Source organism: Promicromonospora sp. NPDC050249 (assembly GCF_040656015.1).
Taxonomy (GTDB): domain Bacteria; phylum Actinomycetota; class Actinomycetes; order Actinomycetales; family Cellulomonadaceae; genus Promicromonospora.
Genome location: NZ_JBFAKY010000008.1, coordinates 34,924 through 58,881, shown reverse-complemented (window position 1 = coordinate 58,881; position 23,958 = coordinate 34,924). Strand labels below are relative to the sequence as shown.

The following is a 23,958-nucleotide window of genomic DNA, read 5'->3' as shown; positions in this document are numbered from 1 at the left end:
GAGTTTGTGAGGATCTTGTGATGGATACGACGCTTGCGGTGCTCGCCGGGCTCACGCCCTCGGTGGGCGTCGGCCTGTTGTTCTGGTTTGCCATGCGGAAGATCCTTCGCGCGGACCGTCACGAGCGAGAGGCCCTCGAGCGAATGGATCGCGAGGGCATGGTGGCGGCAGCAGAAAACACGGAGAATTCCCCTTCGCGCTGATCCGCGAGGCCGAGGTTATCCCTGGTGACCTTCCGGATCAAAATCCACGCAGTTCAACTGCGCCGGGTGAAGTTTTGGTGATCGGTGTCACACGACCATTATTGACATGTCAATATTGAGTGCGGCATGCTCACGAACTAACCCCGGAAATTGTGGCTCGGAAGGGAAGTACCCGCATGGTTCAGAAGGTTCAGCTTGTTCTCGAAGATGACATCGATGGCGGTGCCGCCGACGAGACCGTGAACTTCGGCCTCGACGGCGTCTCCTACGAGATCGACCTCAATGCCGAGCACGCGGCCCAGCTGCGTGACGCACTCGCTTCGTGGGTCGGCCACGCACGCAAGGTGAAGTCGCCGGCTGCGCGCACTGCCACCACCACGCGTCGGTCGCGTTCGGGAAGCGACACGGCGGCGGTCCGCGAATGGGCCAAGGTCAATGGCTACACCGTGAGCGACCGTGGCCGTATCGCGGCCGAGGTCCAGGAGGCATACGCGAAGGCCAACGGCTGACGCGTCGCCTGCACGACGGCATATTGCGCCCCGGCGCCCCTCACGGGGCGGCCGGGGCGTCGTGCATCTCTGGCCGGGGCACGGGCGAAACGTCATTGCGGCATGTTTGGGAATGTGGTGGTTCGCCAAACACCGCCAGCGATCAGCCGCAGCCGTCAGCCGAGTCGTTCAGGCCCTTTGCAATCCCCGACAGACCCTAGGCTGGCTGCATGAGCACCCCTACCGCTGCCCTGTGGATCGGCACCTACCCGAAGGCTGAGACCGAGCCCGGGACCGGTGAGGGCATCTGGCGCGTCGGCATCGGCCCGGACGGAAAGTTCGCCGGTGGCGAGCTCGTCGCGCAGGCCCCCTCGCCGTCGTTCCTCGCGCTCCACCCGTCGGGGCGCACGCTCGTGGCGGTGGGCGAGGCAGGGCCCGGCAGGGTCACCTCCTTCCACGTGTCCGACGCCGGCACGCTCGCCCCTGCGGGGACCGCCACCTCGGGCGGTGCGGGCCCGTGCCACGTGGTGGCCACGGAGTCCGCGGCCTGGGTGGCCAACTACGGTGACGGCGTCGCCGCCGTCGTACCGCTTGCCGATGACGGCGCGCTCGGCGAGCCGCAGACGTTCCCGCACGAGGGAACCGGCCCGGTCGCGGACCGGCAGGAGGGCCCGCACGCCCACTTCGTGCACGTGTGGGGGGACCGCGTCCTCGTGTCCGACCTCGGCACCGACGAGCTGCGCACCTACCCGCTCGCTGGTTCGGGAGCGGACGCCGAAGCGTCGAGCGGCACCGTCGCCGCCGTCCTGCCGCCGGGTACCGGCCCGCGCCACCTGGTGGAGCTCGCCGACGGCACGATCCTCGTCGCGGGCGAGCTGGACTGCCGGCTGCACGTCCTTGTGCCTGCAGGCCCCGGGCGCCTCGAGCACGTCGGCTCGGTGGCCATCACCGCGCGCACCACGCCCGACGGCGCCGCGGGCTACCCCTCGCACATCACCGTCGCCGGCGATCTGGTGCACGTGGGCGTGCGCGGCCCGGACGTCCTGTCGGTGCTCCGGATCCACGACGCGGCCGCGACGACGGAGGGCTTCGACGAGACCGTGCCGGGCGCCGTCGGGCACCTGGTCGTCGAGAACGTCGCCGACATCGACCTCGGTGCGGGCGCCTGGCCGCGCCACCACGCGGTCCTTGCCGACGGCCGCATCGTGGTGGTGGCCGCGCAGCTCACCGACGAGCTGATCGCCGTCCGGCTCGACCGCGCGTCGGGCAAGGGCGAGATCACCGACCGACTGGAGCTGCCCGTTCCTGCGTGCGTCCTGGAGGCATGATGCGGGACAGCCTGCCTCCCGGCCTCGGCGAGACCGGCGCGAACCGCCCGCTGCGGGTCGCGATGGTCTCCGTGCACACGTCGCCGCTGGAGCAGCCCGGGACGGGCGACGCGGGCGGCATGAACGTGTACGTGCTGGAGCTGTCCCGGGCGCTCGCCCGGCGCGGGGCGCAGGTGGAGATCTACACGCGTGCGACGACGTCGGCCCAGCCCAAGGTGACCGACGCCGAACCGGGGATCCGCGTCATCCACGTCTCGGCCGGGCCGTACGAGGGGCTGGACAAGAACGACCTGCCCGGCCAGCTGTGCGCGTTCGCGGCGGGCGTGCTGCGGGCCGAGGCGCACCGGCCGGAGGGCTGGTACGACGTGCTGCACACGCACTACTGGCTCTCGGGCCAGGTCGGCTGGCTCGCGGCGGAGCGCTGGGACGTCCCGCTGGTGCACACCATGCACACCATGGCGCGCGTGAAGAACGCCTCCCTCGCACCGGGGGACGCCCCCGAACCGCACGGCCGGATCATCGGCGAGGAGCAGGTGGTCGCCGAGTCCGACGTCCTCGTCGCGAACACCGAGCAGGAGGCGGCCGACCTGGTGCGCGACTACCGCGCCGACCCCGAGCGGGTGCGCGTGGTGCAGCCCGGCGTGGACCTCGACGTGTTCTCCCCGCCGTCCGACGTCGCCGCGGGAGACCCGGCGGAGCGGGACCGCCGTCGGGCGGCGCAACGGGCCGGGCTACGGGAACGCCTCGCGCTACCGGTGGACCGGAAGATCGTGCTGTTCGCGGGGCGTGTGCAGCTGCTCAAAGGCCCCGACGTGCTGGTCCGGGCACTGGGGGAGCGGGTATGGGAGGAGGGGCACGGGCAGCCGCCCCTGCTCGTGGTGCTGGGCGGCGCGTCGGGCAGGCCGACGGCCGTCCGCGAGCTCGAGGCGCTCGCCTACCAGGAAGGCGTGGCCGCCCACGTGCTCGTGCGGCCCCCGGTGCCGCAGCAGGTGCTCGCCGACTACTTCCGGGCCGCGGACCTGGTGGCCGTGCCGTCGCACAGCGAGTCGTTCGGCCTCGTCGCGGCAGAGGCGCAGGCGACGGGGACCCCGGTGGTCGCGGCCGCGGTGGGCGGGCTGCGCACGGTGGTCGAGGACGGCGTCTCGGGGGTTCTCGTACCCGACCACGAGCCCGAGAGCTGGGCGCTGGTCCTCAAGAGTCTCCTGGACGACGACGTGCTCCGTGCCCGCCTGGCCGTCGGCGCTCGCGCCTCCTCGACCAGGTTCGGCTGGGACCGCGCCGCCGACGAGATCCTCGACGTCTACGAGCAGGCGCGCAAGCACCACGCGACAAGACAACCGACCCTGCCGAGGTAGAACCCTGCCACGGTTCTACCTCGGCGTGCGGAGGGTCAGCGGCCCTGGTTGGCCACCGCGGCGATCGCGTCCTTCGCGGCCTCCGGGTCCAGGTAGGTGCCGCCCGGCTTCACCGGGGCGAGGGTCTCCTCGTCCAGCTCGTACACCAGCGGGATACCCGTCGGGATGTTCAGCCCGGCGATCGCGTCGTCCGAGACGCCGTCGAGGTGCTTCACCAGCGCCCGCAGCGAGTTGCCGTGCGCGGCGACCAGCACCGTCTTGCCGGCCTTCAGGTCGGGCACGATCTCGCTCTCCCAGTACGGCAGGGCGCGCTCGAGCACGAGGTTGAGGGCCTCCGTGCGGATGACGGGGGCGTCGGCGTAGCGCGGGTCCGTGTCCTGGCTGAACTCGGAGCCAAGCTCGATCTCCGGCGGCGGCACGTCGTAGGAGCGGCGCCACAGCATGAACTGCTCCTCGCCGAACTCGGCGAGCGTCTGCTTCTTGTCCTTGCCCTGTAGTGCGCCGTAGTGACGCTCGTTGAGGCGCCAGCTGCGCTTGACCGGGATCCAGTGCCGGTCGGCGGCGTCGAGCGCCAGGTTCGCCGTCATGATGGCGCGGCGCAGCAGGGAGGTGTGCAGGATGTCCGGGTTCACGCCGGCCTCCTTGAGGAGCGCGCCACCGCGCTTGGCCTCCTCCACGCCCTTCTCGGAGAGGGCGACGTCCACCCAGCCGGTGAACAGGTTCTTGGCGTTCCACTCGCTCTCGCCGTGGCGGAGCAGCACGAGGGTGTAGGTCATGGCTCCCATCCTGCCATCGGCGCGGAGACAGTTGTTGCCGCCTCCAAACCTTGGAAGCGTCCAAGGCTCGGAAGCGGCAACGACCTGTCCGACGGCGCAGCGGGCGCGAGCCCTAGGCCTCCGGGAAGTCGCCGGTGACGAGGAACGTCACGCGGCGGGCGACCGACACACCGTGGTCCCCGAACCGCTCGTAGTAGCGGCCGACCAGGGTCACGTCGACGGACTCCTGGACCGTGCCCTGCCACTCGGGCGCCAGGAGCAGGTTGAACGTCTCCTGGTGCAGCGCGTCGATGATGTCGTCGTCCCGCTCGAGCGCCTCGGCCACCGTGAGGTCGCGGGTCGCGAGCAGCTTGGTGGTGCGCTGGGCCACGCGGACGGCGGCCTCGTGCATCTTCACGAAGGTGTCCCGCGCCTCCGGAATGATCGCCTGCGCCGGGTAGCGCCCGCGCGCCACCTGGGCCACGTGCCGGGCGAGGTCACCCATCCGCTCAAGGGAGGCGCTCATCCGCAGGGCGCTCACCACGATCCGCAGGTCGGTGGCCACGGGCGCCTGCTGCGCGAGCAGGTGGATGCACCGCTCGTCGAGGGAGTCCTCGATGGCGTCGATGGTCTTGTCGGAGGCGATCACCTCCTGAGCCAGCTGGAGGTCGGCCTCCAACAGCGCCGTGCCGGCACGGGTGATGGCGGACTCCACGAGCCTGCTCATCTCGGTCAGGTCGTCTCCGACCTGCTGGAGCTCAGCTTCGAAGATCTGTCGCATCGGTTTCCTCTCGCACTCGGGGCGCACGGGCGATTACGCGTCCGCTGTCGCACCGCCGAGGAGGGCGGGCAGGGGCCGACGCGCGGCCGGGCCGACCGTCCGGACAAGTCCCGAACGGCGCACGGCACAGCTACCGCCCGCACCCGCCAAGGTTCGGCGCCGCGATGTACCGGGAGGTTAACGCTCTTCCTCCCTGACATGAACAGTAGGCGACACGATCGTCCGAGCGCCCACCGGCGTCGTCCTGCGGTTGAAACGTCGACCTACCCTGGAGGCGTGGACGGAATCATCTCCGGGGTACCGGTGCTGGCCGCCGGGATCTTCGGCGTGATCGTCGGCGTGGTTGCCACCGTGGCATTCCGCGTCTCCGAGCGGCAGCAGCATGCCCTTGCCCAGGCCGAACCCGACGAGCTCGACGCGGGTCTCGTCCGTGTGCTCTCCGTGCTGCGCTCCGCCGCCGTCGTGCTCGACGGCGAGGACGAGGTCATCCGCGCATCGCCGCCTGCCTACGCGCTGGGCGTGGTGCGCAACGACGCCCTCGTGCACCCGGCGATCACCGATCTCGTGGCCCTGGTGCGGCGCGACGGCGTGATCCGCGAGCAGGAGCTGGAGCTGCCCCGCGGCCCGGTGGGCCAGGGCACGGTGCTCCTGCAGGTGCGCGTGGCCCCGCTGGGCCTCGAACGGGTGCTGGTGCTCGCCGAGGACCGCACGGAGGCGCGCCGCGTCGAGGCGATCCGCCGCGACTTCGTCGTCAACGTGTCCCACGAGCTCAAGACGCCGGTGGGCGCGCTGGCGCTGCTGGCCGAGACCGTGGCGGACGCGGCGGACGACCCGGTCGCCGTCCGCCGGTTCACCGAACGGATGCAGCGCGAGGCGGTCCGGCTCTCCGCCCTGGTGCAGGAGATCATCGAGCTGTCGCGCCTGCAGGGCGCCGGCGCGATGCCGAAGCTGACCCCCGTCCCGATCCGTGAGGTGGTGGAGGAGGCGGTCGACCGCGCCCGCACCACCGCGCACTCCAAGAACATCGCCATCACCATGGGCGGCGACCTGGACACCGAGGTCTACGGCGACCACAACCTCCTGGTCACCGCGGTCCGCAACCTGGTGGACAACGCCGTGGCCTACTCCGGACCCGCCAGCCGCGTGGGCGTGGGGGTCAACGAGCGGGCCGGCCTGGTCGAGATCGCGGTGGTGGACCAGGGCGTCGGCATCGCCGAGGACGCGCAGGACCGGGTCTTCGAGCGTTTCTACCGCGTGGATCCAGCGCGCTCGCGCGACACCGGTGGCACAGGGCTCGGATTGAGTATCGTCAAGCATGTCGCCGCCGACCACGGGGGCGACGTCACGATGTGGTCGGAGCCCGGTCGGGGCTCCACCTTCACCCTGCGCATCCCGTCCGCGGACCGGCCCGACGCCGGGAACCGGGGCGCCCCGCGTGATGCTGCGGAACAGCAGGACCAGCACAGCCGGCAGGGTCAGCACAAGGCCACGGACGACGTGGCCGCCAAGAACGAGGAGGTAGGCGCGTGACGCGCATCCTGGTGGTCGAGGACGAGGAGTCGTACCGGGATCCGCTGACGTACCAGCTGACCCGCGAAGGTTTCGAGGTGATCGAAGCCGCTGATGGCAACTCGGCGCTCGCCGCGTACGACGCGGAGGGTGCGGACCTGGTCCTGCTCGACCTGATGCTGCCCGGGCTGTCCGGCACCGAGGTGTGCCGGGAGCTGCGGGCGCGCGGTGACGTGCCGGTGATCATGCTGACGGCCAAGGACTCGGAGATCGACAAGGTGGTCGGCCTGGAGCTCGGCGCCGACGACTACGTGACCAAGCCGTACTCCTACCGCGAGCTCCTGGCCCGGGTGCGGGCCGTGCTCCGCCGCCGGCAGCCCAACGACTCGGCGGACCACGACGAGGACGGCGTCCTCGAGGTCGGGCCGGTCCGGATGGACGTGGAGCGGCACACCGTCACGGTGTCCGGGGAGCTGGTGGCCCTGCCGCTCAAGGAGTTCGACCTGCTGGAGCTCCTGATGCGGAACGCGGGCCGGGTGCTGACCCGTGGCCAGCTCATCGACCGGGTCTGGGGCGCCGACTACGTGGGCGACACCAAGACGCTCGACGTCCACGTGAAGCGCATCCGTTCCAAGATCGAGCCCGACCCGGGTACGCCCAAGCACCTCCTCACGGTGCGCGGCCTGGGCTACAAGCTGGCCGACGACGAGGCGTGAGCCGCACGGGCGTGCGGCCGACGGTGTCGCACGTCACCAGGTGACCGAAGGTCTGGTCACCTTCCGTTCACCTGACGTTTGCTCGCGAGACCGCGTCCGTGAGTAGTTTCGCGGTCCGTGAGCATCTCCCCCTACACCCGTCTCTTCGCTGCTGCCACCGCAGGCGCACTTCTCGTGCCGCTGGCGGGCTGCGCGGCCGTCGGACTGCCGGGTCTCGGGGCGGAGGGCGAGCCGAGCGCCGAGGCCGGGCCGGTGGTCGTCGGGGAGTTCCACGGTGTGGGCGCCTCGTCCCAGGAGTCGGCGATGAAGGCGTGGATCTCCGGCTTCCAGGAGCAGCACCCCGGCGCGGCGATCAGCTACGACCCGGCAGGCTCCGGTGACGGCCGCGAGGCCTTCCTCACGGGCGACACGTCGTTCGGTGCCTCCGACGTCGCGCTCAGCGACGAGGAGATGGCGGCCTCCGGCCCTGCCTGCGACGGCGGGAACGCCATCGACCTGCCGGTCTACATCAGCCCCATCGCCGTGGCCTTCAACCTCGAGGGCATCGACCGGCTGAACCTGTCGTCCGACGTGATCGCACGGATCTTCACGGGCCAGATCACGCGCTGGGACGACCCCGCCATCGCCGAGGCCAACCCCGAGGCGAAGCTGCCCGCACTGGGGATCACGCCGGTCCACCGGTCCGACGACTCGGGCACCACCGAGAACTTCGCCGACTACCTCCACGAGACCGCGCCGCAGGCGTGGCCGCACGAGCCGGACGGCCTGTGGCCGCTGACCGGAGGATTCGCGGCGGAGGGGACGAGCGGCGTCACCGAGACCGTCCGGTCCACGCCGGGCAGCGTCACCTACGCGGACGCCTCGGCGACGACCGGCCTCGGGCGCGTCGCCATCAAGGTGGGCGAGGAGTACGTGCCCTACAGCGCGGACGCCGCTGCGGCCGTCGTCGACGTCTCGCCGCGGATCGAGAACCGCTACGAGCACGACCTCGCGTTCGTGCTCGACCGGAAGATCGACAAGCCCTTCGCCTACCCGATGGTGCTCGTCTCGTACCTCGTCGTCTGCTCGCGGTACGAGGACCGGGCCAAGGGGACCTTCGTCAAGGAGTTCGTCGCGTACGTGGCGTCCTCCGAGGGGCAGGATCGGGCTGCCGAGGCCGCGGGCAGCGCGGTCATCTCGAGCGACCTCCAGGCGTGGATCGCCGAGGCGGCGGACGCCATCTATCTGACCCAGCAGCGGACCGACGGGTGAAGAATGCCAGGCCGTGCCATGGTGGGCGTGTTGCAGATCACCCCCTCCGTGATGGCTTGTTCACCTTCTGTTTACCCATACCTGGGGACCAGGTCACTCCCGCTCCCTAGCGTCCCGACTGACGCCGCGGCACCTGCCGCGCGTACGACTTGAACAGGATGGAACGACACGTGAAGATCAGCCGATTCCCCCGCGTTGGCTCCGCTGTCATGGTGGGCGCGCTCGCGCTGAGCCTCGCAGCTTGCGGATCCGACCCGACGACCGGTGACGGCACCGCGCCGTCCGACGACGCGGCCGACCTGTCGGGCGAGTTCGCCGGCGCCGGCGCGACCTCCCAGGAGTCCGCGATGGAGGCCTGGGTCGCCGGCTTCCAGGGCACGTACCCGGACGTCACGATCAACTACGACGCCGCCGGTTCCGGTGTCGGCCGCGAGCAGCTCCTCGCCGGTGGCGTGGTCTGGGCCGGCTCCGACTCGGCCATGGACGACGAAGAGCTCGAGCAGTCGACCGAGGTCTGCGGCCCCGACGGCGCGATCGACCTGCCGGTCTACGTGAGCCCGATCGCCGTGGCCTTCAACCTTCCGGGCATCGAGACGCTGAACCTCTCCCCCGAGGTCATCGCCAACATCTTCAACGGCGAGATCAAGAAGTGGAACGACGACGCGATCGCCGCCGACAACCCTGACGCCGACCTCCCGGACACGGACATCTCGCCGGTGCACCGCCTCGACGACTCGGGCACCACCGAGAACTTCACCGAGTACCTGTCCGCCACGGCTCCCGACGTCTGGACCGACGAGCCCGACGGCGTCTGGCCGCTCGAGGGCGGCGACTCCGCCGACGGCACGTCCGGTGTGGTCGGCGTCGTGACCGACACCGAGGGCGCGGTCACGTACGCCGACGCCTCCAAGGTCGGCACGCTGGGCACCGCGGCCATCAAGGTCGGCGAGGACTGGGTGGAGCACTCGCCTGAGGGCGCCGCCGCCGTCGTGGACGCCTCCCCGGAGGTCGAGGGCCGCGCCGAGCACGACTTCGCGATCGAGATCGACCGCACTCTGACCGACCCCGCCACGTACCCGCTGGTGCTCGTGTCGTACGCCATCGCCTGCACCAACTACTCGGACGAGGCCACCGGCAACTTCGTCAAGGCGTTCCTGGGCTACCAGGCGTCGGAGGAAGGCCAGCAGGCCGCGGCCACCGCCGCGGGCAGCGCGCCCATCTCGGCGGCTACCGCTGAGAAGGTCGCAGCCGCGATCGACTCGATCACGGTCGGCTGACCAGCACCATGATCACCGGCCGGTGGCCGGGCCGACAGGCGCCGACGGCGTCGCCGGTCCGGCCACCGGCACAGCCATGTCAGCCACACCTCCCCCCACACCGAGCGACAAGCATCGAGGAGCTCTTGTGACCACGACCGACAGCCCGCCGGCCGCCCAGCCCGGCCGGGTGACGCCGCCTGGCCGACGGCGTAACCACGGCGATACCGAACGTGGCTTCAGCCGGGTGTTCCGGTGGATCACCACCGGGGCCGGCGCCTTCCTGCTGCTGGTGCTGGCCGCCGTCGCGGCGTTCCTCCTCGCGCGCGGCCTGCCGGCCCTGACCGCCTCCCCGGAGGAGCTCGCCCGCCAGGGCGGCCTGCCCGCGGGAATGGACTCGCTCTGGGACCTGGTCGGACCGCTCGTCTTCGGCACGCTGCTCGCGGCCGTCATGGCGCTGCTGCTCGCGACGCCGGTCGCCATCGGGATCGCCCTGTTCATCTCGCACTACGCCCCGCGCCGCTTCGCCTCGGTGATCGGCTACGTGATCGACCTGCTCGCCGCGATCCCCTCCGTGGTGTTCGGCCTGTGGGGCGGGCGGACGCTCGCCCCCGTCATCAGCGACTTCTGGGTGTGGCTCGGCGGTGTGCTGGACTTCCTGCCGTTCTGGACCGTGAACGTGACCAACACCGGCCGCTCTCTCGCGACCGCGTCGGTGGTGCTCGCCGTGATGATCCTGCCGATCATCACCGCGGTCTCGCGTGAGGTCTTCCTGCAGACGCCGAAGCTGCACGAGGAGGCGGCGCTCGCGCTGGGCGCCACCCGGTGGGAGATGGTCCGCACGGCGGTCCTGCCGTTCGGCCGCTCCGGTGTCGTCTCCGCCGCGATGCTCGGCCTGGGGCGCGCGCTCGGCGAGACCATGGCCGTGCTCATGATCCTGTCACCCGGGATCCTCTACTCGTTCCAGATCTTCGACGCTGGCCAGCAGCAGACCATCGCGGCGTTCATCGCGTCGCGGTTCGCCGAGGCCAGCGGGCTCGGGGTGAACGTGCTCATCGCGACCGGTCTGGCGCTGTTCGTCATCACCATGGTCGTCAACATGGCCGCCCGCGCGATCGTCGCGCGCCGCAAGGAATTCTCGGGAGCGAACTGATGAGCGCTATGTCTCCGACCGCGGGCACCACCGACGCCGTCGAGCGCACGCGTGCCCTGCTGACCTCAGCGGACACCGGTCGCAAGCGCACCGACACGATCATGACCGTGCTGATCTGGGGCGCCTTCGCGCTGGCGCTCATCCCGCTGGTGTCGCTGCTGTGGACGGTGCTGGTGGCGGGCCTCGTACGGTTCGACGCCGACTTCCTCTTCACGTCGATGCGTGGCGTGTACGGCGGCATGGACATGGGTGGCGCCTACCACGCCGCCGTCGGCACGATGATGATCACCCTTGCCGCCACGGTGATCTCGGTGCCGATCGGCCTGCTGGTCGCGATCTACCTCGTCGAGTACGGGCGCGGGACGCTTGCCCGGGCCACGACGTTCTTCGTGGACGTCATGACCGGTATCCCCTCGATCGTCGCCGGCCTGTTCGCCTTCGCGCTGTTCACGATCTTCCTCGGTCCGGGAGCGAAGCTGGGCATCATCGCGGCGGTCGCCCTGAGCGTGCTGATGATCCCCGTGGTCGTGCGCTCGTGCGAGGAGATGCTCAAGCTGGTCCCGAACGAGCTGCGCGAAGCGTCCTATGCTCTGGGTGTGCCGAAGTGGCTGACCGTCGTCAAGGTGGTGCTCCGTACGTCCGTGGCTGGCCTGACCACCGGCGTGCTGCTCTCCATCGCTCGGGTGATCGGCGAGACGGCCCCGATCCTCATCACCGCCGGCGTCGCCGACTCGATCAACTTCAACCTGTTCGACGGCCGCATGATGACTCTGCCCGTGTACATCTTCAGCCAGTACCGGCAGGGCCCTGTGCCGTGTCAGGAGGGTGCGCTCGACTGCCTGGTGAACATCAACTTCGAGCGGGCCTGGGCCGCCGCCCTCCTCCTGATCATCATCGTCATGCTCCTCAACCTTGTCGGGCGCCTCGTGACCCGATGGTTCTCCCCGAAGCTGCGCTGACGCGCAGACCCGCCTCAGCCGCAGCTCACACGAAGGAATGATCCGATGGCACAGCGCATCGACGTGAAGGACCTGAACATCTACTACGGCGACTTCCTCGCCGTCGAGGGTGTCTCCATGACGATCGAACCCAAGTCCGTCACGGCCTTCATCGGCCCGTCGGGCTGCGGTAAGACGACGTTCCTGCGGACCCTGAACCGCATGCACGAGGTCGCGCCGGGCGCCCGCGTGGAGGGCTCCGTCGAGCTCGAGGGCGTCAACCTGTACGGCGACGACGTCGACCCGGTGGCCGTGCGCCGCACGGTGGGCATGGTGTTCCAGCGCCCGAACCCGTTCCCCACGATGTCCATCAGGGACAACGTGCTGGCGGGCGTGAAGCTCAACAACAAGCGGATCTCCAAGTCCGACGCCGATGACATGGTCGAGGCGTCCCTGCGCGGCGCCAACCTCTGGAACGAGGTCAAGGACCGCCTGGAGCGGCCGGGTTCCGGCCTGTCCGGCGGGCAGCAGCAGCGTCTCTGCATCGCCCGGGCCATCGCGGTGAAGCCGCAGGTCGTGCTGATGGACGAGCCGTGCTCGGCCCTGGACCCGATCTCCACCCTGGCGATCGAGGACCTCATCCAGGAGCTCAAGAAGGACTACACGATCGTCATCGTCACGCACAACATGCAGCAGGCCGCGCGTGTGAGCGACCGGACGGCGTTCTTCAACATCGCGGGCACCGGCAAGCCGGGCAAGCTCATCGAGATGAACGACACCGCGACGATCTTCTCGTCGCCCGCCGTGAAGGCAACGGAGGACTACGTCTCGGGCCGCTTCGGGTGACCTAGGACCGGGCCGACAGAACGACCCCAACACACTGCACGGCGCCTTCGGCGTGTCGCGTGCATCGTGTTGGGGTCGTTCTGTGTGGCCGGACTCAACCTGGCCGAGCGGGTCAGCTCGTGGCGGACGGCGACGGCGAGGCGGACGGCGAACCCGACGGCGACGGCAGGGCAGCCACCGGCAGGTAGTCGGCGTACTCCGGCAGCGTGCCGTCGAACACCGGGAGCTGGAACTCCTTGGAGTCGCCGCCGACGGTGAGCGTCGCGTCGACGTACTCGCCGGGCGCCGCGCCCACGGTGTCGAGCTGGACCGCCTCGCCGGTCTCCGTGCCCAGGTAGACGGTGCCCCCGGCCGGGACGTCCACGGTGACGGGAGCGGCGCCAGGAGCCTCTAGCGTGAACGACGCGTCGTCCGCCGTCTCGTTGGCGAGTGCGCCGAGGACGTTCCCTGCCTCGCCCTCGGCGGCCGACACGACCATGAGGTTGATGCCGCGCAGGTCCCTGTTCTCCTCGCCGAGCACGGAGATGCCGACGCCGTCGGACGGGTCGTAGTTCAGGTCCGTGGTGGTCGGGGCGCAGGCCGCGAGGAGCAGGGCTCCCGTTGCGGAGACCGCGGCGAGGGCGATGGTGCGGGCGCCTCGAGCGGCGGTGGCGCGACGGGACACGGTGAACTCCCTGATGTTCGTCTGGTTCGGGCGGGGGCGGATCCCCGCCATATCCTAGTGCTCCTCGGGGTATGCCCGCGCATCGCGACCAGAGGCGAAATGCCCGGTCAGGGCGTGGCGACGGTCACGTCTGCGGAACGATCCGATAGTGCCGGACCGGGTGGTAACCGTCCGAACATTCACCCGCCTCAGCGCTCTGACCTGCGGAAACGCTTATCTGAATGACGTCAGGACAACCCCAAGGGCGCAAGTTCTCCTGATCACGCCGTGGTAACCTGGTTTCAGGGAAAGGGGACATCTGCAGATGACGTTCACAGTAGGCGAGACGGTTGTCTACCCGCACCATGGCGCGGCGCTGATCGAAGAGATCAAGGTCCGCAAGATTCGCGGCGAAGAGAAGATGTACCTCAAGCTCAAGGTCGCTCAGGGCGACCTCACCATCGAGGTCCCGGCGGAGAACGTCGACCTGGTCGGTGTGCGCGACGTCGTCGGCCAGGAGGGCCTCGACCGCGTGTTCGAGGTGCTGCGTGCGCCGTACACCGAAGAGCCCACCAACTGGTCGCGCCGGTACAAGGCGAACCTCGAGAAGCTTGCGTCCGGCGATGTCATCAAGGTGGCCGAGGTCGTTCGCGACCTGTCCCGCCGCGACGCCGACCGCGGTCTTTCCGCAGGTGAGAAGCGAATGCTCGCCAAGGCTCGCCAGATCCTCGTGTCGGAGCTGGCTCTGGCCGAGCACACCGAAGAGGAGAAGGCGGAAGCGATCCTCGACGAGGTTCTCGCTTCCTGACTTACCCACAGGATCCGTCCGACGTACCTGTCAGGACCCGGTGCTCGCGCCCCACGGGATCCTTCGCTTCAATCATGATCCTGTGGGGACCCCGACCAGATGACGACCCTTGCAATCCTGACGGCCGCTGGTTCGGGATCCCGTCTAGGGCGCGACCTGCCGAAGGCTCTGGTGGAGCTCGACGGCTTTCCACTCGTGCTGCACGCCGCGCGACGCCTCGCGGCGTCGGGCGTCGTGGACTCGATAGTGGTGACCGCGCCTGACGGTCTGGTCGGCGTCATGGCCGACCTCATGGCAGGCGACCCGCACGTGGGGATCCCCGTCCGGGTGACCGACGGCGGGCCCACCCGGCAGGCGTCCGTCGCCGCGGGCCTTGCTCTCGCACGTCCTGAGGACGACGTCGTGCTGGTGCACGACGCCGCGCGGCCGCTGGTCCCGCCAGAGCTCGTCCAGCGGGTCGTGAGCGCCGTACGCGGCGGTCACGGCGCCGTCGTCCCCGGTCTGCCGGTCACCGACACGGTGAAGCAGGTGCGTCCCGACGGCGACGCCGAGCTGGTCACGGGCACGCCCGACCGCTCGATGCTGCGGGCCGTCCAGACGCCCCAGGGGTTCGCCCGCGACCTGCTCGTGCGCGCGCACCACACCGGTGCCGAGCGAGCCGCCGCGGAACACCTCGCTGCCACTGATGACGCGGGCCTCGTCGAGGTTCTCGGCGAGCCGGTCCACATCGTCCCCGGCGACGCGGCAGCCTTCAAGATCACCACCGAACGCGACTTGTGGCTCGCGTCCCTCGTGCTGCAGGAGACCACCGCATGACCGACCCGTCCAGCACACCGGAGCCCGCACGACCGGCTCCGGCCCCGTACCCCCTGCCGCGCACGGGCATCGGGGTCGACGTCCACGCGTTCGCGCCGGACGGCTCGGACCGCGAGATGTGGCTCGGGGGCCTGCACTGGCCGGGGGAGCGCGGCCTGGCGGGCCACTCCGACGCCGACGTCGCGGCGCACGCGGCAGCGGACGCGCTGTTCTCCGCTGCGGCCCTGGGAGACCTCGGGTCGCACTTCGGGACCGGCCGTCCCGAGTGGGCGGGCGCGTCCGGGACCACCCTGCTCGCCGAAGCCGCGAGGCGCGTTCGGGCTGCTGGGTACATGATCGGTAACGTGGCAGTTCAGGTGATCGGAAACCATCCGCGGGTCGGCACCCGGCGCGACGAGGCACAGGCGGCGCTGTCCGGCGCCGCCGGCGCGCCCGTGTCCCTCACCGCGACCACCACCGATGCGCTCGGCCTGACCGGCCGTGGTGAGGGTGTCGCGGCGATCGCGACGGCGCTCGTCGTGCCCGAGACCGGGAGCGCGGCATGAACAAGCGGAAGCCGCTCGACGAGCGGCGCGCCGAGATCGTCGAGGCGGGCCTGAGCGTGGCGATGCGCGAGGGCGTCGAGTCGGTGACCGTGCGCCGCGTGGCGCAGGAGGCCGGGATCTCGCTGGGCACCGTGCACTACTGCTTCGACGACAAGGACGCGATGCTGCGCGCCATGGGCCGTGCCATCGCGATGCGCGCGTCGGAGCAGGTGCTGGCGGCGCTCGACGCGGGGCCGGACCGGACGGCCCTGCTCGAGGCCACCGTCGACGCGATGCTGGGCGGCCTCAAGCAGCACCAGGAGATGCGGCTGCTGACCTTCGAGTTCGCGGTCTCGGGCGCGCGTACCCCGGTGCTGCGCGAGGTGGCGCAGGCCCACCTCAAGCAGAGCATCGCGATGACGCGCGAGTACCTGCAGCGGCTCGCGGACGTCGCGCACGTCAGGTTCCGCACCGATATGGGTGCGCTGGCGCGGATGACGGCGCTCCGCATCGACGGCATCGAGCTCGCGTGGATGGTGGACCAGGACGACGAGGCAGCGCGTGCGGGGTTCGCGGACCTCGCGGCCGCCGTCTGGGGAGACATGGAGCCCGCGGACGAGCTGGAGCTCGCACAGGAGCTGTGACCAGGAGCCATGGCGGCTCAGGCTCAGCCGAAGACCCGCCGGGTGTACGGGTTCGCGAACACGCCCTCGGGATCGGCGGCGTCGCGCACCCGGCGGAAGTCCGGGAGCCGCCGGTACTGGCCCTCGAGGTACTCGGCGTCGCGGGTGTGCAGCTTGCCCCAGTGAGGCCGCCCGCCAGCTGCGGTGAGGATCTGCTCCGCGGCGTCGAAGTAGCGCGTGTACGGCAGGCGCCAGTACTGGTGGACGGCCACGTACGCGGTCTCGCGGCCGTGCGCGGTGGAGAGCCACACGTCGTCGGCGGGCGCGAAACGCACCTCCACCGGGAACGGGACGTTCTCGCCGGTGGACCGCTGCCAGGCGTCGATGTCCCCCAGCACGCCGACGACGGCGTCGCGCGGCACCGCGTACTCCATCTCGCGGAACCGCACGCGGCGGTTGGTGCAGAACACCTCGTGCGACGGCGCCGTGTACCGGCGGGCGGTCAGGGCGCGGGCCGCGACCGCGTTCAGGGTGGGCGTCGCAGCGGGCACTGCCGTCGCCACCCGGTTCACCGCCTCGAAGAGCCCGTTGGACAGCACCTCCTCGTCGAGGAAGGAGCGGGCGGCCCCCGCGGCCTTGCGCGCGCGGTGGACGAGGCCCGAGCCGGCGCTCGTCCCGGCGTCGACGCGCGTGTTGCGCAGGGTGAGCGCCCGGCGGGTGCTGGGGAACCAGTAGAATTCGAAGTGGTCGTGGTCGGCGACCAGGTCGTGCACACCCTCCAGGACGCGGTCCAGCGGCCAGGGCTCTTCGACGGCGTGCAGGTCGAAGGCGGGGACCGCCTCGATCGTCACGGTGCTCAGGACGCCGGTGGCGCCGAGGCCGAGCCGGGAGGCCTCGAACAGGTCGTGCCGCTCGGTGGGCGAGGCGCGCGTGACCTCGCCGTCGGGCCCCACCACCGTCAGGGCGCGGACGCGCGTGGCGAGGCCGCCGAACCTGGCGCCGGTGCCGTGCGTACCCGTGGAGATCGCGCCGGCTATCGACTGCCTGTCGATGTCGCCGAGGTTCTGCATCGCGAGGCCACGCTCGGCGAGGACCTGGTTGAGCTGGTGCAGGCGCATGCCTGCACCCACCGTCACGAGGGCGTGCCCGGTGTCCGGGTCACGCTCCACCCGGTGCAGGGCGTTGAGGCGATCCAGGCTGAGCTGAACGCCCTCGGTGGCCGCGGCGGGGGTGAAGGAGTGCCCGCCGCCGACCACGCGGACGGTGTGGCCGTCCTTGACCGCGCGGCGCACGGCGTCGGACAGCTCCTCCTCCGAGGCGGGCTGCTCCTGCCGCACGGGCGTCACGCTGACGTTGCGTGCCCAGTTCGTCCAGATCACGGATGCACTATCGCACGGCCCCGTGCCCGTTAACTAGACCTCTGTTGCGGGGTGAGGCCGGGGAGTAGCGTTCGGACATGAGCTCCGCAGCAGACACCGTCGCGCGGCTGTCCGCCGCCACGTCCGGACTGCCCGCCCCCCTTGCCGTCGTCGACCTGGACGCGTTCGACGCCAACGCGCTCGACCTCCTCAAGCGTGCCGACGGCGTGCCGGTCCGCGTCGCGTCGAAGTCCGTGCGCGTGCGCTCGCTGATGGCGCGCGCCGCCGGGCACGGGTTCGCCGGTGTCATGGCGTACTCGGTGCGCGAGGCGTTGTGGCTGGTCAGTGAGGGTGTGCGCGACGTGCTGGTCGGCTATCCGACGGTGGAAAGGGAGTCGCTGGCCGCCCTCGCGGCAGACGCAACGGCCCGCGCGGAGATCACCCTGATGGTCGACGACGTCGCCCACCTCGGCCTGATCGCGGACGCCGACCAGGCCGCCGGTGCGAGCGGCTCGGCGAGTGCCCGCCCCATCCAGGTGTGCCTGGACGTCGACTGCTCGCTGCGGGTCGGCGCCGGGGCGCTGACCGCCCACCTCGGCACGCGGCGGTCGCCGCTGCGCGAGCCGGGCGACGTCGCCGCCCTCGCGACGGTGGCCCAGGCGAGAGGGCTCTCCGTGCGTGGCCTCATGTTCTACGAGGCCCAGGTGGCCGGCCTGCCCGACACGAGCCCCGCCGTCCGGCTGGTCAAGCACCTGTCGATGCGCGAGGTGAACGACCGCCGGGTGCGGATCCTCGCGGCGGTGCGCGACGCCGTCGGGCAGGAGGTCGAGCTGGTCAACGCGGGCGGGACCGGGTCGATCGAGGTGAGCGGCAGCGCGCCCGGCGTCACCGAGGTCACCGCGGGCTCCGGCCTGTACACGCCGGGCCTGTTCGACGGCTACCGCTCGTTCCGGCCGCGTCCGGCGTCGTTCTTCGGGCTCGACGTCGTCCGCGAACCCGCGCCCGGCTGGGTGACCGCGTTCGCGGGCGGGTACGTGGCGTCCGGCAAGGCGGGAGCGGCGCGGGTGCCCCGACTGTTCACGCCCGGCTACGCGCTGAACGGTCCGGAGGGTGTCGGCGAGGTGCAGACGCCGCTGCGGGCGACCCGTGGGCTCACGTCGGACGGCGTGCTGCGCATCGGCGACCGCGTCTGGCTCCGGCACGCGAAGGCGGGCGAGATGATGGAGCGGTTCGACCAGGTGCACCTCGTCCGGGGCGACAAGATCGTCGAGACGGTGCCGACCTACCGGGGCGAGCACAAGAACTTCGGGTAGGGCGTGGGGCGGCCCGCCGGGGAGAAATCGGGTAGAACAGGGCCATGCCCGTGACACACCACCACCACCGCCGCCTCATGACGGGCCGCGACCCGCACGAGCCTGCGCGCACCGCTACCCCGCTGGAGCTGCTGTTCGACCTGGCGTTCGTCGTCGGGTTCGGCGTGGCCGCGGAGCAGGGCGCCCACCTCGTCGCGGACGGGCACGCCGCCGCCGGCGTGATCGGGTTCGCGTTCTCGATGTTCGCCATCTGCTGGGCGTGGATCAACTTCTCCTGGTTCGCCTCCGCCTTCGACACCGACGACTGGTTCTACCGCGTCACCACGATGGTGCAGATGATCGGCGTCGTGGTGCTGGCGCTCGGCCTGCCGGACATGTTCCATTCCATAGTGGCCGGCGACCGGGTGCACAACGAGGTGATGGTCGCCGGTTACATCGTGATGCGCCTGGCGATGCTCGTGCAGTGGCTGCGCGCGGCCAGGCAGGCGCCCGAGTACCGGGCGACCTGCATGGGGTACGCGGCGACGCTCGTCATCACGCAGATCGGGTGGATCGTCCTCGCCGTCGCGCCCGTGAGCGTGGCGGTCTTCTTCGCGTGCGGTGCGCTGCTGGGCGTCGCGGAGATGGCGGGTCCCTACCTGTCGGAGCGGTTCCGTGCCGACCGCCCGGGCGCGCGGAGCACCCCGTGGCACGCCCACCACATGGCCGAGCGGTACGGGCTGCTGGCCATCATCACGCTCGGCGAGGGCGTGATCGGCACGGTCGCGACCCTGTCCGCCGTCACGGGGGAGTCCGGCTGGACGCTCGACGCCGCACTCGTCGCGTTCGCGGGCATGGGCATCACGTTCGGGCTCTGGTGGACCTACTACCTCACGCCGGACGCCGAGATGCTGCACCGGCACCGGGAGCGGTCGTACATCTGGGGCTACGGGAACATCCTGGTCTTCACGGGCCTCGCGGGCGTCGGCGCCGGGCTGCACGTGGCGGCGTACTACCTGGAGGGCGACGCCCATATCGGCGCCGTCGGGACCGTGCTGGCCGTCGCCGTGCCGGTGCTCGTCGCCGTGCTGGCCGACTACACGCTGTTCTGGGTGCTGACCCGGTCGTTCGACGGGCTGCACCTGCTCCTGGTCGTAGGGACCGTCGTGGTGCTCGCCGCGTCCGTGGCCACCGCCGCGGCCGGTTTCCACATGGCCTGGTCGCTGCTCTTGGTCATGCTCGCGCCGGTCGTGACGATCGTCGGCTACGAGGCACGCGGGCACCGGCACGTCGCCCGTCTGCTCGCCGAGGAGCCGAGCTGACCCCTGCGCGGACGGCGATCGCCGCCCGCGCAGGAAATGGGTACCCCGGCGCCGGTACCCTTGACAGGTGACCATTCGCCTGTTTGACACCGCCACGCGCGAGGTGCGCGACTTCAACCCCATCACCCCGGGCGAGGTCGGCATCTACCTGTGTGGCGCCACGGTGCAGGCACCCCCACATGTCGGCCATCTGCGCCCGGCGGTCGCGTTCGACGTGCTCCGGCGCTGGCTCACGCGGCGGGGCCTGACGGTCACCCTGATCCGGAACGTCACCGACATCGACGACAAGGTGCTGGCCAAGTCGGCCGCCGCCGGCCGCGAGTGGTGGGCGCACGCCGCGCTGTACGAGCGGGTGTTCACGCAGGCGTACGACGCGCTCGGCGTCCTCCCGCCCACCTACGAGCCGCGCGCCACCGGCAGCGTGCCGGAGATGGTCGCGCTCATGGAACGCCTGGTCGGGAAGGGCCACGCCTACAGCACCGGTGAGGGCAACGTCTGGTTCGACGTCCACTCCTGGCCCGCCTACGGGGAGCTCACGCGGCAGAAGGTCGAGGACCTCAGCCCCGAGGAGGGCGGCGAGCCCACGACGGGTACGGCGAGCGACGCCAAGAAGAACCCGCACGACTTCGCGCTGTGGAAGGCTCCCAAGCCGGGCGAGCCCGAGTCGGCGTCGTGGGACACCCCGTACGGGCGCGGGCGCCCCGGCTGGCACCTGGAGTGCTCGGCGATGGCCCGCCGCTACCTGGGCGACACGTTCGACATCCACGGCGGCGGCCTCGACCTGCGGTTCCCGCACCACGAGAACGAGCAGGCGCAGTCCCGGGCGGCGGGCTACGGCTTCGCGAACCGCTGGATGCACGTCGCGTGGGTCACCCAGTCCGGCGTGAAGATGTCCAAGTCCCTGGGCAACGGCCTCCTCGTCAGCGAGCTGCTCAACGAGGCACCTGCGCCCGTCGTGCGCTACGCGCTGGCCGCCGTGCAGTACCGGTCGATGCTCGAGTGGGCGCCCGACACGCTCGACGAGGCGCGCACCACGTGGGAGCGTCTGTCGGGCTTCGTGGCGCGCGCCTCGGAGCGGGTGGGTGACGTCCCGGCGGAGGAGGTCGCCAAGGCAGAGGTCCCCGAGGCGTTCGCCGCCGCGATGGACGACGACCTGAACGTGCCGCAGGCGCTCGCCGTCGTGCACGAGCATCTGCGGGCCGGCAACACGGCGCTCGCGTCGGGGGCCGAAGCCGCGGTGCGTACCGAGCTGGTGACATTGCGTGCGATGCTCGATGTACTGGGGCTCGACCCGGCGGACCCGCAGTGGGCGGCGACGTCCACCGACGACCGGTACGCCACGGCGCTCGACGGGCTCGTCACGGCGGAGCTCAAGGCCCGCGCCGAGGCGCGCGCGGCCAAGGACTGGGCCACTTCCGACGCGATCCGGGACCGCCTCGCGGCCGCCGGCATCGAGGTACAGGACTCCGCCGACGGCGCCCGATGGACGCTGTCCTGATCTTTTCCCTGGTGGTCGAGCTTGTCGCGACCGCCTCGACCGAACCCGCGGTGGTCGCGACAAGCTCGACCACCGGCTGAGAGACGAGACACACCATGGCAGGAAACTCGAAGCGCGCCGGTGCGGTACGCAAGGCAGGCTCCAAGAAGGGCGCCCAGGTCGGCACCGGCGGACACAGCCGCAAGGCGCTGCAGGGCAAGGGGCCGACGCCCAAGGCGGAGGACCGTACCTACCACCCGGCGCACGAGCGCAAGCTGGCGGCGGAGCGGCGCGCTGCGGCGGCCGGACGGCGGCCGGGCGGCCGCGGCGCCGGCCGCAAGGCCGCCGGGGCGACAGAGGTCGTCACCGGCCGCAACGCGGTGCTGGAGGCGCTGCGCGCCGAGATGCCCGTCGAGGGCATCTACCTGGCCACCCACCTGGACGCGGACGACCGTACCCAGGAGATCCTGGAGATCGCGCACGCGCGCAGCCTCCCGATGTTCGAGGCCTCGCGGCTCGACCTCGACAAGATCACCGAGGGCGCGGTGCACCAGGGCGTTGCCATGAAGGTGCCGCCGTACGACTACAAGGACGCCGAGGACCTGCTCGACGCCGCGGCGGAGGCCGGCGAGCCGCCGCTGATCGTGGCGCTGGACAACATCACGGACCCGCGCAATCTCGGCGCCGTGCTCCGGTCCGCCGGCGCGTTCGGCGCGCACGGCGTGCTGGTGCCCGAGCGGCGTGCCGCGGGCGTGACGGCGTCGGCCTGGAAGGTCTCGGCGGGCGCCGCTGCCCGGGTGCCCGTCGCACGTGCGACGAACCTGGCCCGCGAGCTCGCCGAGCTGAAGAAGTCCGGCTGCTTCGTGGTCGGGCTCGACGCCGGGGGCGACATGCAGGTGGGCGAGCTCGCCTACGCCACCGACCCGCTGGTGCTGGTCGTCGGCTCGGAGGGCAAGGGCCTGTCCCGCCTGGTGCGCGAGGCGTGCGACGCGATCGTGTCCATCCCGATCGCCACGACCACCGAGTCGCTGAACGCGGCGGTCGCGGCGGGGATCACGCTGTACGAGGTCGCGAAGCAGCGTTCGACGCCGGCCGGCTAGTACTGCTGGTACTCCGGCTCGGCCTGTGCTCCGGCTCGGTCACTCCTGCTCGGCCTCGCCCGGCGGGAGGCCGAGCAGGGCGTCCTCGTCCGGGCGGTGCCTGAGCACGTTCTCCACGTACGACTCAGCGGCCTCTGGCAGCGGGATGTCCCGCTGCGCCTGCTGCGAGATGAACCAGCGGTGGTCGAGGATCTCGTGGAAGAGCTGCGCAGGCTCCAGCTTGCGGCGCAGCTCGCGCGGGATGGCGTCGATCGTGGGGCGGAACACCTGGCGGACCCAGGCGTGCGCCACGATCTGCTCCTGGTCGTTCTGGCGGTCCGTCGCCGCACGGTAGCTGTCGAGGTCGTTGAGCATGCGGCGGGCCTGGTTCTCCTGCACGTCCAGCCCGGTGAGGCGGAGCAGACGGCGGGAGTGGTGCCCTGCGTCGACCACCTTGGGCTGGATGCGGACCTTGGTGCCGTCGATGTCGGTGGTGATCTCGAGCTCGCCCACGTCGAAGCCGAGGTCGTTGAGCCGCTCGATGCGCGCGGCGACGCGCCAGCGGTCGCCGGAGTCGAAGGCTTCGGAGCCGGTGAGGGCGTTCCACAGCTCCTGGTAGCGCTCGACGAGGGCGTCGCCGATGGCCACCTCGTCGACGTCCTCGTCGAGCAGCTCGCCCGCCGAGAGGTCCATGAGCTCGCCGATGATGTTGGTGCGTGCCAGGTCGACGTCGTAGTTGCGCTGGCCGTTGGTCAGCGTGCGATGGATGTCGCCGGTCTCGGCGTCGACGAGGTAGGCGGCGAAGGTCTCGGCGTCGCGCCGGAACAAGGTGTTCGACAGCGAGACGTCGCCCCAGTAGAAGCCCACGAGGTGGAGACGCACCAGGAGCACCGCGAGGGCGTCGATGAGGCGCGTTGCGGTGTCGGGGCGCAGGTCCTGGCTGAACAGCGCGCGGTAGGGCAGGGAGAACTGCAGGTGCTCGGTGACGAGCACCGCCTCGAGCCGTTCGCCGTCGGGTGCCCTGCGGCCCGTGATCACGCCGACCGGGACCACCGACGGCACCTCGATGCGGTGCAGCTGGCGCAGCAGCTCGTACTCACGGTAGGCGACGGTCTCGCCGATCTCCTTGATCGCGAGCACCCGGCCGTTGTGGTTGACGAAGCGGACGATGTGCCGCGAGATGCCCTGGGGCAGCGCGGCGAGGACGTCCTCCGGCCAGTCGACCAGGGGCACGTCCCACGGGAGATCCAGCAGAGCGGGGTCGGGTGCGACCGCGGTGATCTGGAGGTTCTGCTGGGGCATGGGCACCATTCTTGCTGACGGAAACGCCGAGGTAGAACTACGGCGAAGCAGAACCGTGGCGAGGTAGAACGCCAGATCGCGCTGGCGTCCTACCTCGCTGTGGTTCTACTTCGCCACGGTTCTACCTCGGCGACG

General features: G+C 71.0%; 24 protein-coding genes. 19 read left to right on the top strand and 5 right to left on the bottom strand.

The features are described 5' to 3' along the window. Window positions 1-20: 20 nt before the first annotated feature. From AB0I32_RS08430 to mshA, 4 genes are all read left to right on the top strand, one after another. Window positions 21-203: a hypothetical protein gene (locus tag AB0I32_RS08430; RefSeq protein WP_116677027.1), complete on the top strand. Its 183-nt coding sequence runs from the start codon at window positions 21-23 to the stop codon at window positions 201-203. Window positions 204-379: 176 nt separating this feature from the next. After that, on the top strand, window positions 380-712 hold the full coding sequence (locus AB0I32_RS08425) for an Lsr2 family protein (protein WP_357504776.1): 333 nt from the start codon (window positions 380-382) through the stop codon (window positions 710-712). A gap of 209 nt (window positions 713-921) precedes the next feature. Further along, complete coding sequence (locus tag AB0I32_RS08420) at window positions 922-2,019, top strand: beta-propeller fold lactonase family protein (protein ID WP_357504773.1); 1,098 nt, start codon at window positions 922-924, stop codon at window positions 2,017-2,019. Continuing rightward, window positions 2,019-3,374, top strand: a complete 1,356-nt coding sequence (gene mshA / locus AB0I32_RS08415) for a D-inositol-3-phosphate glycosyltransferase (protein ID WP_357505065.1) — start codon at window positions 2,019-2,021, stop codon at window positions 3,372-3,374. The genes AB0I32_RS08420 and mshA overlap by 1 nt, the downstream gene beginning before the upstream one ends. A gap of 35 nt (window positions 3,375-3,409) precedes the next feature. Here mshA and AB0I32_RS08410 read toward each other — a convergent pair whose 3' ends face one another. Both AB0I32_RS08410 and phoU read right to left on the bottom strand, forming a co-directional pair. Beyond that, a complete protein-coding gene (locus tag AB0I32_RS08410; protein WP_357504771.1) occupies window positions 3,410-4,150 on the bottom strand; it encodes a phosphoglyceromutase in 741 nt (246 codons plus the stop codon). A 112-nt stretch (window positions 4,151-4,262) separates the two neighbouring features. Beyond that, the gene (phoU, locus tag AB0I32_RS08405) at window positions 4,263-4,910 is read right to left on the bottom strand and encodes a phosphate signaling complex protein PhoU (protein ID WP_357504769.1); all 648 of its coding nucleotides are present in this window, start codon (window positions 4,908-4,910) and stop codon (window positions 4,263-4,265) included. A 276-nt stretch (window positions 4,911-5,186) separates the two neighbouring features. Between phoU and AB0I32_RS08400 the strand changes: the two genes are divergently transcribed. The 7 genes from AB0I32_RS08400 to pstB all read left to right on the top strand — a co-directional run bounded on the left by AB0I32_RS08400 (window position 5,187) and on the right by pstB (window position 12,579). Further along, the gene (locus AB0I32_RS08400; protein WP_357504767.1) at window positions 5,187-6,440 is read left to right on the top strand and encodes an ATP-binding protein; all 1,254 of its coding nucleotides are present in this window, start codon (window positions 5,187-5,189) and stop codon (window positions 6,438-6,440) included. Next, entirely contained in the window at window positions 6,437-7,135 is a 699-nt protein-coding gene (locus AB0I32_RS08395; RefSeq protein WP_165827323.1) for a response regulator transcription factor, read from the top strand. Before AB0I32_RS08400 ends, AB0I32_RS08395 begins: the two co-directional genes overlap by 4 nt. A gap of 117 nt (window positions 7,136-7,252) precedes the next feature. Beyond that, window positions 7,253-8,386, top strand: a complete 1,134-nt coding sequence (gene pstS / locus AB0I32_RS08390) for a phosphate ABC transporter substrate-binding protein PstS (RefSeq protein WP_357504765.1) — start codon at window positions 7,253-7,255, stop codon at window positions 8,384-8,386. A gap of 158 nt (window positions 8,387-8,544) precedes the next feature. Then, entirely contained in the window at window positions 8,545-9,663 is a 1,119-nt protein-coding gene (gene pstS / locus AB0I32_RS08385) for a phosphate ABC transporter substrate-binding protein PstS (RefSeq protein WP_357504763.1), read from the top strand. Between the two features lie 169 nt (window positions 9,664-9,832). Then, window positions 9,833-10,795, top strand: a complete 963-nt coding sequence (gene pstC / locus AB0I32_RS08380) for a phosphate ABC transporter permease subunit PstC (RefSeq protein WP_357505063.1) — start codon at window positions 9,833-9,835, stop codon at window positions 10,793-10,795. After that, the gene (gene pstA / locus AB0I32_RS08375) at window positions 10,795-11,754 is read left to right on the top strand and encodes a phosphate ABC transporter permease PstA (protein WP_357504761.1); all 960 of its coding nucleotides are present in this window, start codon (window positions 10,795-10,797) and stop codon (window positions 11,752-11,754) included. Before pstC ends, pstA begins: the two co-directional genes overlap by 1 nt. Window positions 11,755-11,799: 45 nt before the next feature. Further along, window positions 11,800-12,579, top strand: coding sequence for a phosphate ABC transporter ATP-binding protein PstB (gene pstB / locus AB0I32_RS08370; RefSeq protein ID WP_357504759.1), 780 nt, complete (start codon window positions 11,800-11,802; stop codon window positions 12,577-12,579). Between the two features lie 112 nt (window positions 12,580-12,691). On the opposite strand, the gene AB0I32_RS08365 is transcribed toward pstB, so the two are convergent. Then, window positions 12,692-13,294, bottom strand: coding sequence for a hypothetical protein (locus tag AB0I32_RS08365; RefSeq protein ID WP_357504757.1), 603 nt, complete (start codon window positions 13,292-13,294; stop codon window positions 12,692-12,694). Between the two features lie 253 nt (window positions 13,295-13,547). Here AB0I32_RS08365 and AB0I32_RS08360 point away from each other — a divergent pair, with 253 nt between their 5' ends. From AB0I32_RS08360 to AB0I32_RS08345, 4 genes are all read left to right on the top strand, one after another. Further along, window positions 13,548-14,030 (top strand): CarD family transcriptional regulator, encoded by a 483-nt coding sequence (locus AB0I32_RS08360; RefSeq protein WP_116677014.1) that lies wholly within the window; start codon window positions 13,548-13,550, stop codon window positions 14,028-14,030. 99 nt (window positions 14,031-14,129) lie between these two features. Next, window positions 14,130-14,846, top strand: coding sequence for a 2-C-methyl-D-erythritol 4-phosphate cytidylyltransferase (gene ispD / locus AB0I32_RS08355; RefSeq protein WP_357504755.1), 717 nt, complete (start codon window positions 14,130-14,132; stop codon window positions 14,844-14,846). After that, window positions 14,843-15,391 carry a 2-C-methyl-D-erythritol 2,4-cyclodiphosphate synthase gene (gene ispF, locus AB0I32_RS08350; protein ID WP_357504753.1) on the top strand — a complete coding sequence of 183 codons (549 nt, stop codon included), beginning with the start codon at window positions 14,843-14,845 and terminating at the stop codon, window positions 15,389-15,391. The genes ispD and ispF overlap by 4 nt, the downstream gene beginning before the upstream one ends. Beyond that, entirely contained in the window at window positions 15,388-16,014 is a 627-nt protein-coding gene (locus tag AB0I32_RS08345) for a TetR family transcriptional regulator (protein WP_357504751.1), read from the top strand. The genes ispF and AB0I32_RS08345 overlap by 4 nt, the downstream gene beginning before the upstream one ends. Window positions 16,015-16,037: 23 nt before the next feature. Here the strand turns inward: AB0I32_RS08345 and AB0I32_RS08340 are convergent, their stop codons facing one another. Continuing rightward, on the bottom strand, window positions 16,038-17,372 hold the full coding sequence (locus AB0I32_RS08340) for a D-arabinono-1,4-lactone oxidase (RefSeq protein ID WP_357504749.1): 1,335 nt from the start codon (window positions 17,370-17,372) through the stop codon (window positions 16,038-16,040). Between the two features lie 77 nt (window positions 17,373-17,449). Here AB0I32_RS08340 and AB0I32_RS08335 point away from each other — a divergent pair, with 77 nt between their 5' ends. The 4 genes from AB0I32_RS08335 (at window position 17,450) to rlmB (ending at window position 22,542) form a co-directional block, all read left to right on the top strand. Continuing rightward, a complete protein-coding gene (locus tag AB0I32_RS08335; protein ID WP_357504746.1) occupies window positions 17,450-18,664 on the top strand; it encodes an amino acid deaminase/aldolase in 1,215 nt (404 codons plus the stop codon). 44 nt (window positions 18,665-18,708) lie between these two features. After that, window positions 18,709-19,965 (top strand): low temperature requirement protein A, encoded by a 1,257-nt coding sequence (locus tag AB0I32_RS08330; RefSeq protein ID WP_357504744.1) that lies wholly within the window; start codon window positions 18,709-18,711, stop codon window positions 19,963-19,965. Between the two features lie 67 nt (window positions 19,966-20,032). Continuing rightward, the gene (gene cysS / locus AB0I32_RS08325; RefSeq protein ID WP_357504742.1) at window positions 20,033-21,463 is read left to right on the top strand and encodes a cysteine--tRNA ligase; all 1,431 of its coding nucleotides are present in this window, start codon (window positions 20,033-20,035) and stop codon (window positions 21,461-21,463) included. Window positions 21,464-21,558: 95 nt separating this feature from the next. Beyond that, on the top strand, window positions 21,559-22,542 hold the full coding sequence (gene rlmB, locus AB0I32_RS08320; RefSeq protein WP_357504740.1) for a 23S rRNA (guanosine(2251)-2'-O)-methyltransferase RlmB: 984 nt from the start codon (window positions 21,559-21,561) through the stop codon (window positions 22,540-22,542). Window positions 22,543-22,581: 39 nt separating this feature from the next. On the opposite strand, the gene AB0I32_RS08315 is transcribed toward rlmB, so the two are convergent. Continuing rightward, window positions 22,582-23,832, bottom strand: coding sequence for a DUF4032 domain-containing protein (locus tag AB0I32_RS08315; RefSeq protein ID WP_357504738.1), 1,251 nt, complete (start codon window positions 23,830-23,832; stop codon window positions 22,582-22,584). Window positions 23,833-23,958 lie beyond the last annotated feature (126 nt).

Coding starts and splice junctions, on each gene's coding strand:
- AB0I32_RS08430 (WP_116677027.1), top strand. CDS start 21: ATGGATACGACGCTTGCGGTGCTCGCCGGGCTCACGCCCTCGGTGGGC.
- AB0I32_RS08425 (WP_357504776.1), top strand. CDS start 380: ATGGTTCAGAAGGTTCAGCTTGTTCTCGAAGATGACATCGATGGCGGT.
- AB0I32_RS08420 (WP_357504773.1), top strand. CDS start 922: ATGAGCACCCCTACCGCTGCCCTGTGGATCGGCACCTACCCGAAGGCT.
- mshA (WP_357505065.1), top strand. CDS start 2,019: ATGCGGGACAGCCTGCCTCCCGGCCTCGGCGAGACCGGCGCGAACCGC.
- AB0I32_RS08410 (WP_357504771.1), bottom strand. CDS start 4,150: ATGACCTACACCCTCGTGCTGCTCCGCCACGGCGAGAGCGAGTGGAAC.
- phoU (WP_357504769.1), bottom strand. CDS start 4,910: ATGCGACAGATCTTCGAAGCTGAGCTCCAGCAGGTCGGAGACGACCTG.
- pstS (WP_357504763.1), top strand. CDS start 8,545: ATGGAACGACACGTGAAGATCAGCCGATTCCCCCGCGTTGGCTCCGCT.
- pstA (WP_357504761.1), top strand. CDS start 10,795: ATGAGCGCTATGTCTCCGACCGCGGGCACCACCGACGCCGTCGAGCGC.
- pstB (WP_357504759.1), top strand. CDS start 11,800: ATGGCACAGCGCATCGACGTGAAGGACCTGAACATCTACTACGGCGAC.
- AB0I32_RS08365 (WP_357504757.1), bottom strand. CDS start 13,294: ATGGCGGGGATCCGCCCCCGCCCGAACCAGACGAACATCAGGGAGTTC.
- AB0I32_RS08360 (WP_116677014.1), top strand. CDS start 13,548: ATGACGTTCACAGTAGGCGAGACGGTTGTCTACCCGCACCATGGCGCG.
- ispD (WP_357504755.1), top strand. CDS start 14,130: ATGACGACCCTTGCAATCCTGACGGCCGCTGGTTCGGGATCCCGTCTA.
- ispF (WP_357504753.1), top strand. CDS start 14,843: ATGACCGACCCGTCCAGCACACCGGAGCCCGCACGACCGGCTCCGGCC.
- AB0I32_RS08345 (WP_357504751.1), top strand. CDS start 15,388: ATGAACAAGCGGAAGCCGCTCGACGAGCGGCGCGCCGAGATCGTCGAG.
- AB0I32_RS08335 (WP_357504746.1), top strand. CDS start 17,450: ATGAGCTCCGCAGCAGACACCGTCGCGCGGCTGTCCGCCGCCACGTCC.
- AB0I32_RS08330 (WP_357504744.1), top strand. CDS start 18,709: ATGCCCGTGACACACCACCACCACCGCCGCCTCATGACGGGCCGCGAC.
- rlmB (WP_357504740.1), top strand. CDS start 21,559: ATGGCAGGAAACTCGAAGCGCGCCGGTGCGGTACGCAAGGCAGGCTCC.
- AB0I32_RS08315 (WP_357504738.1), bottom strand. CDS start 23,832: ATGGTGCCCATGCCCCAGCAGAACCTCCAGATCACCGCGGTCGCACCC.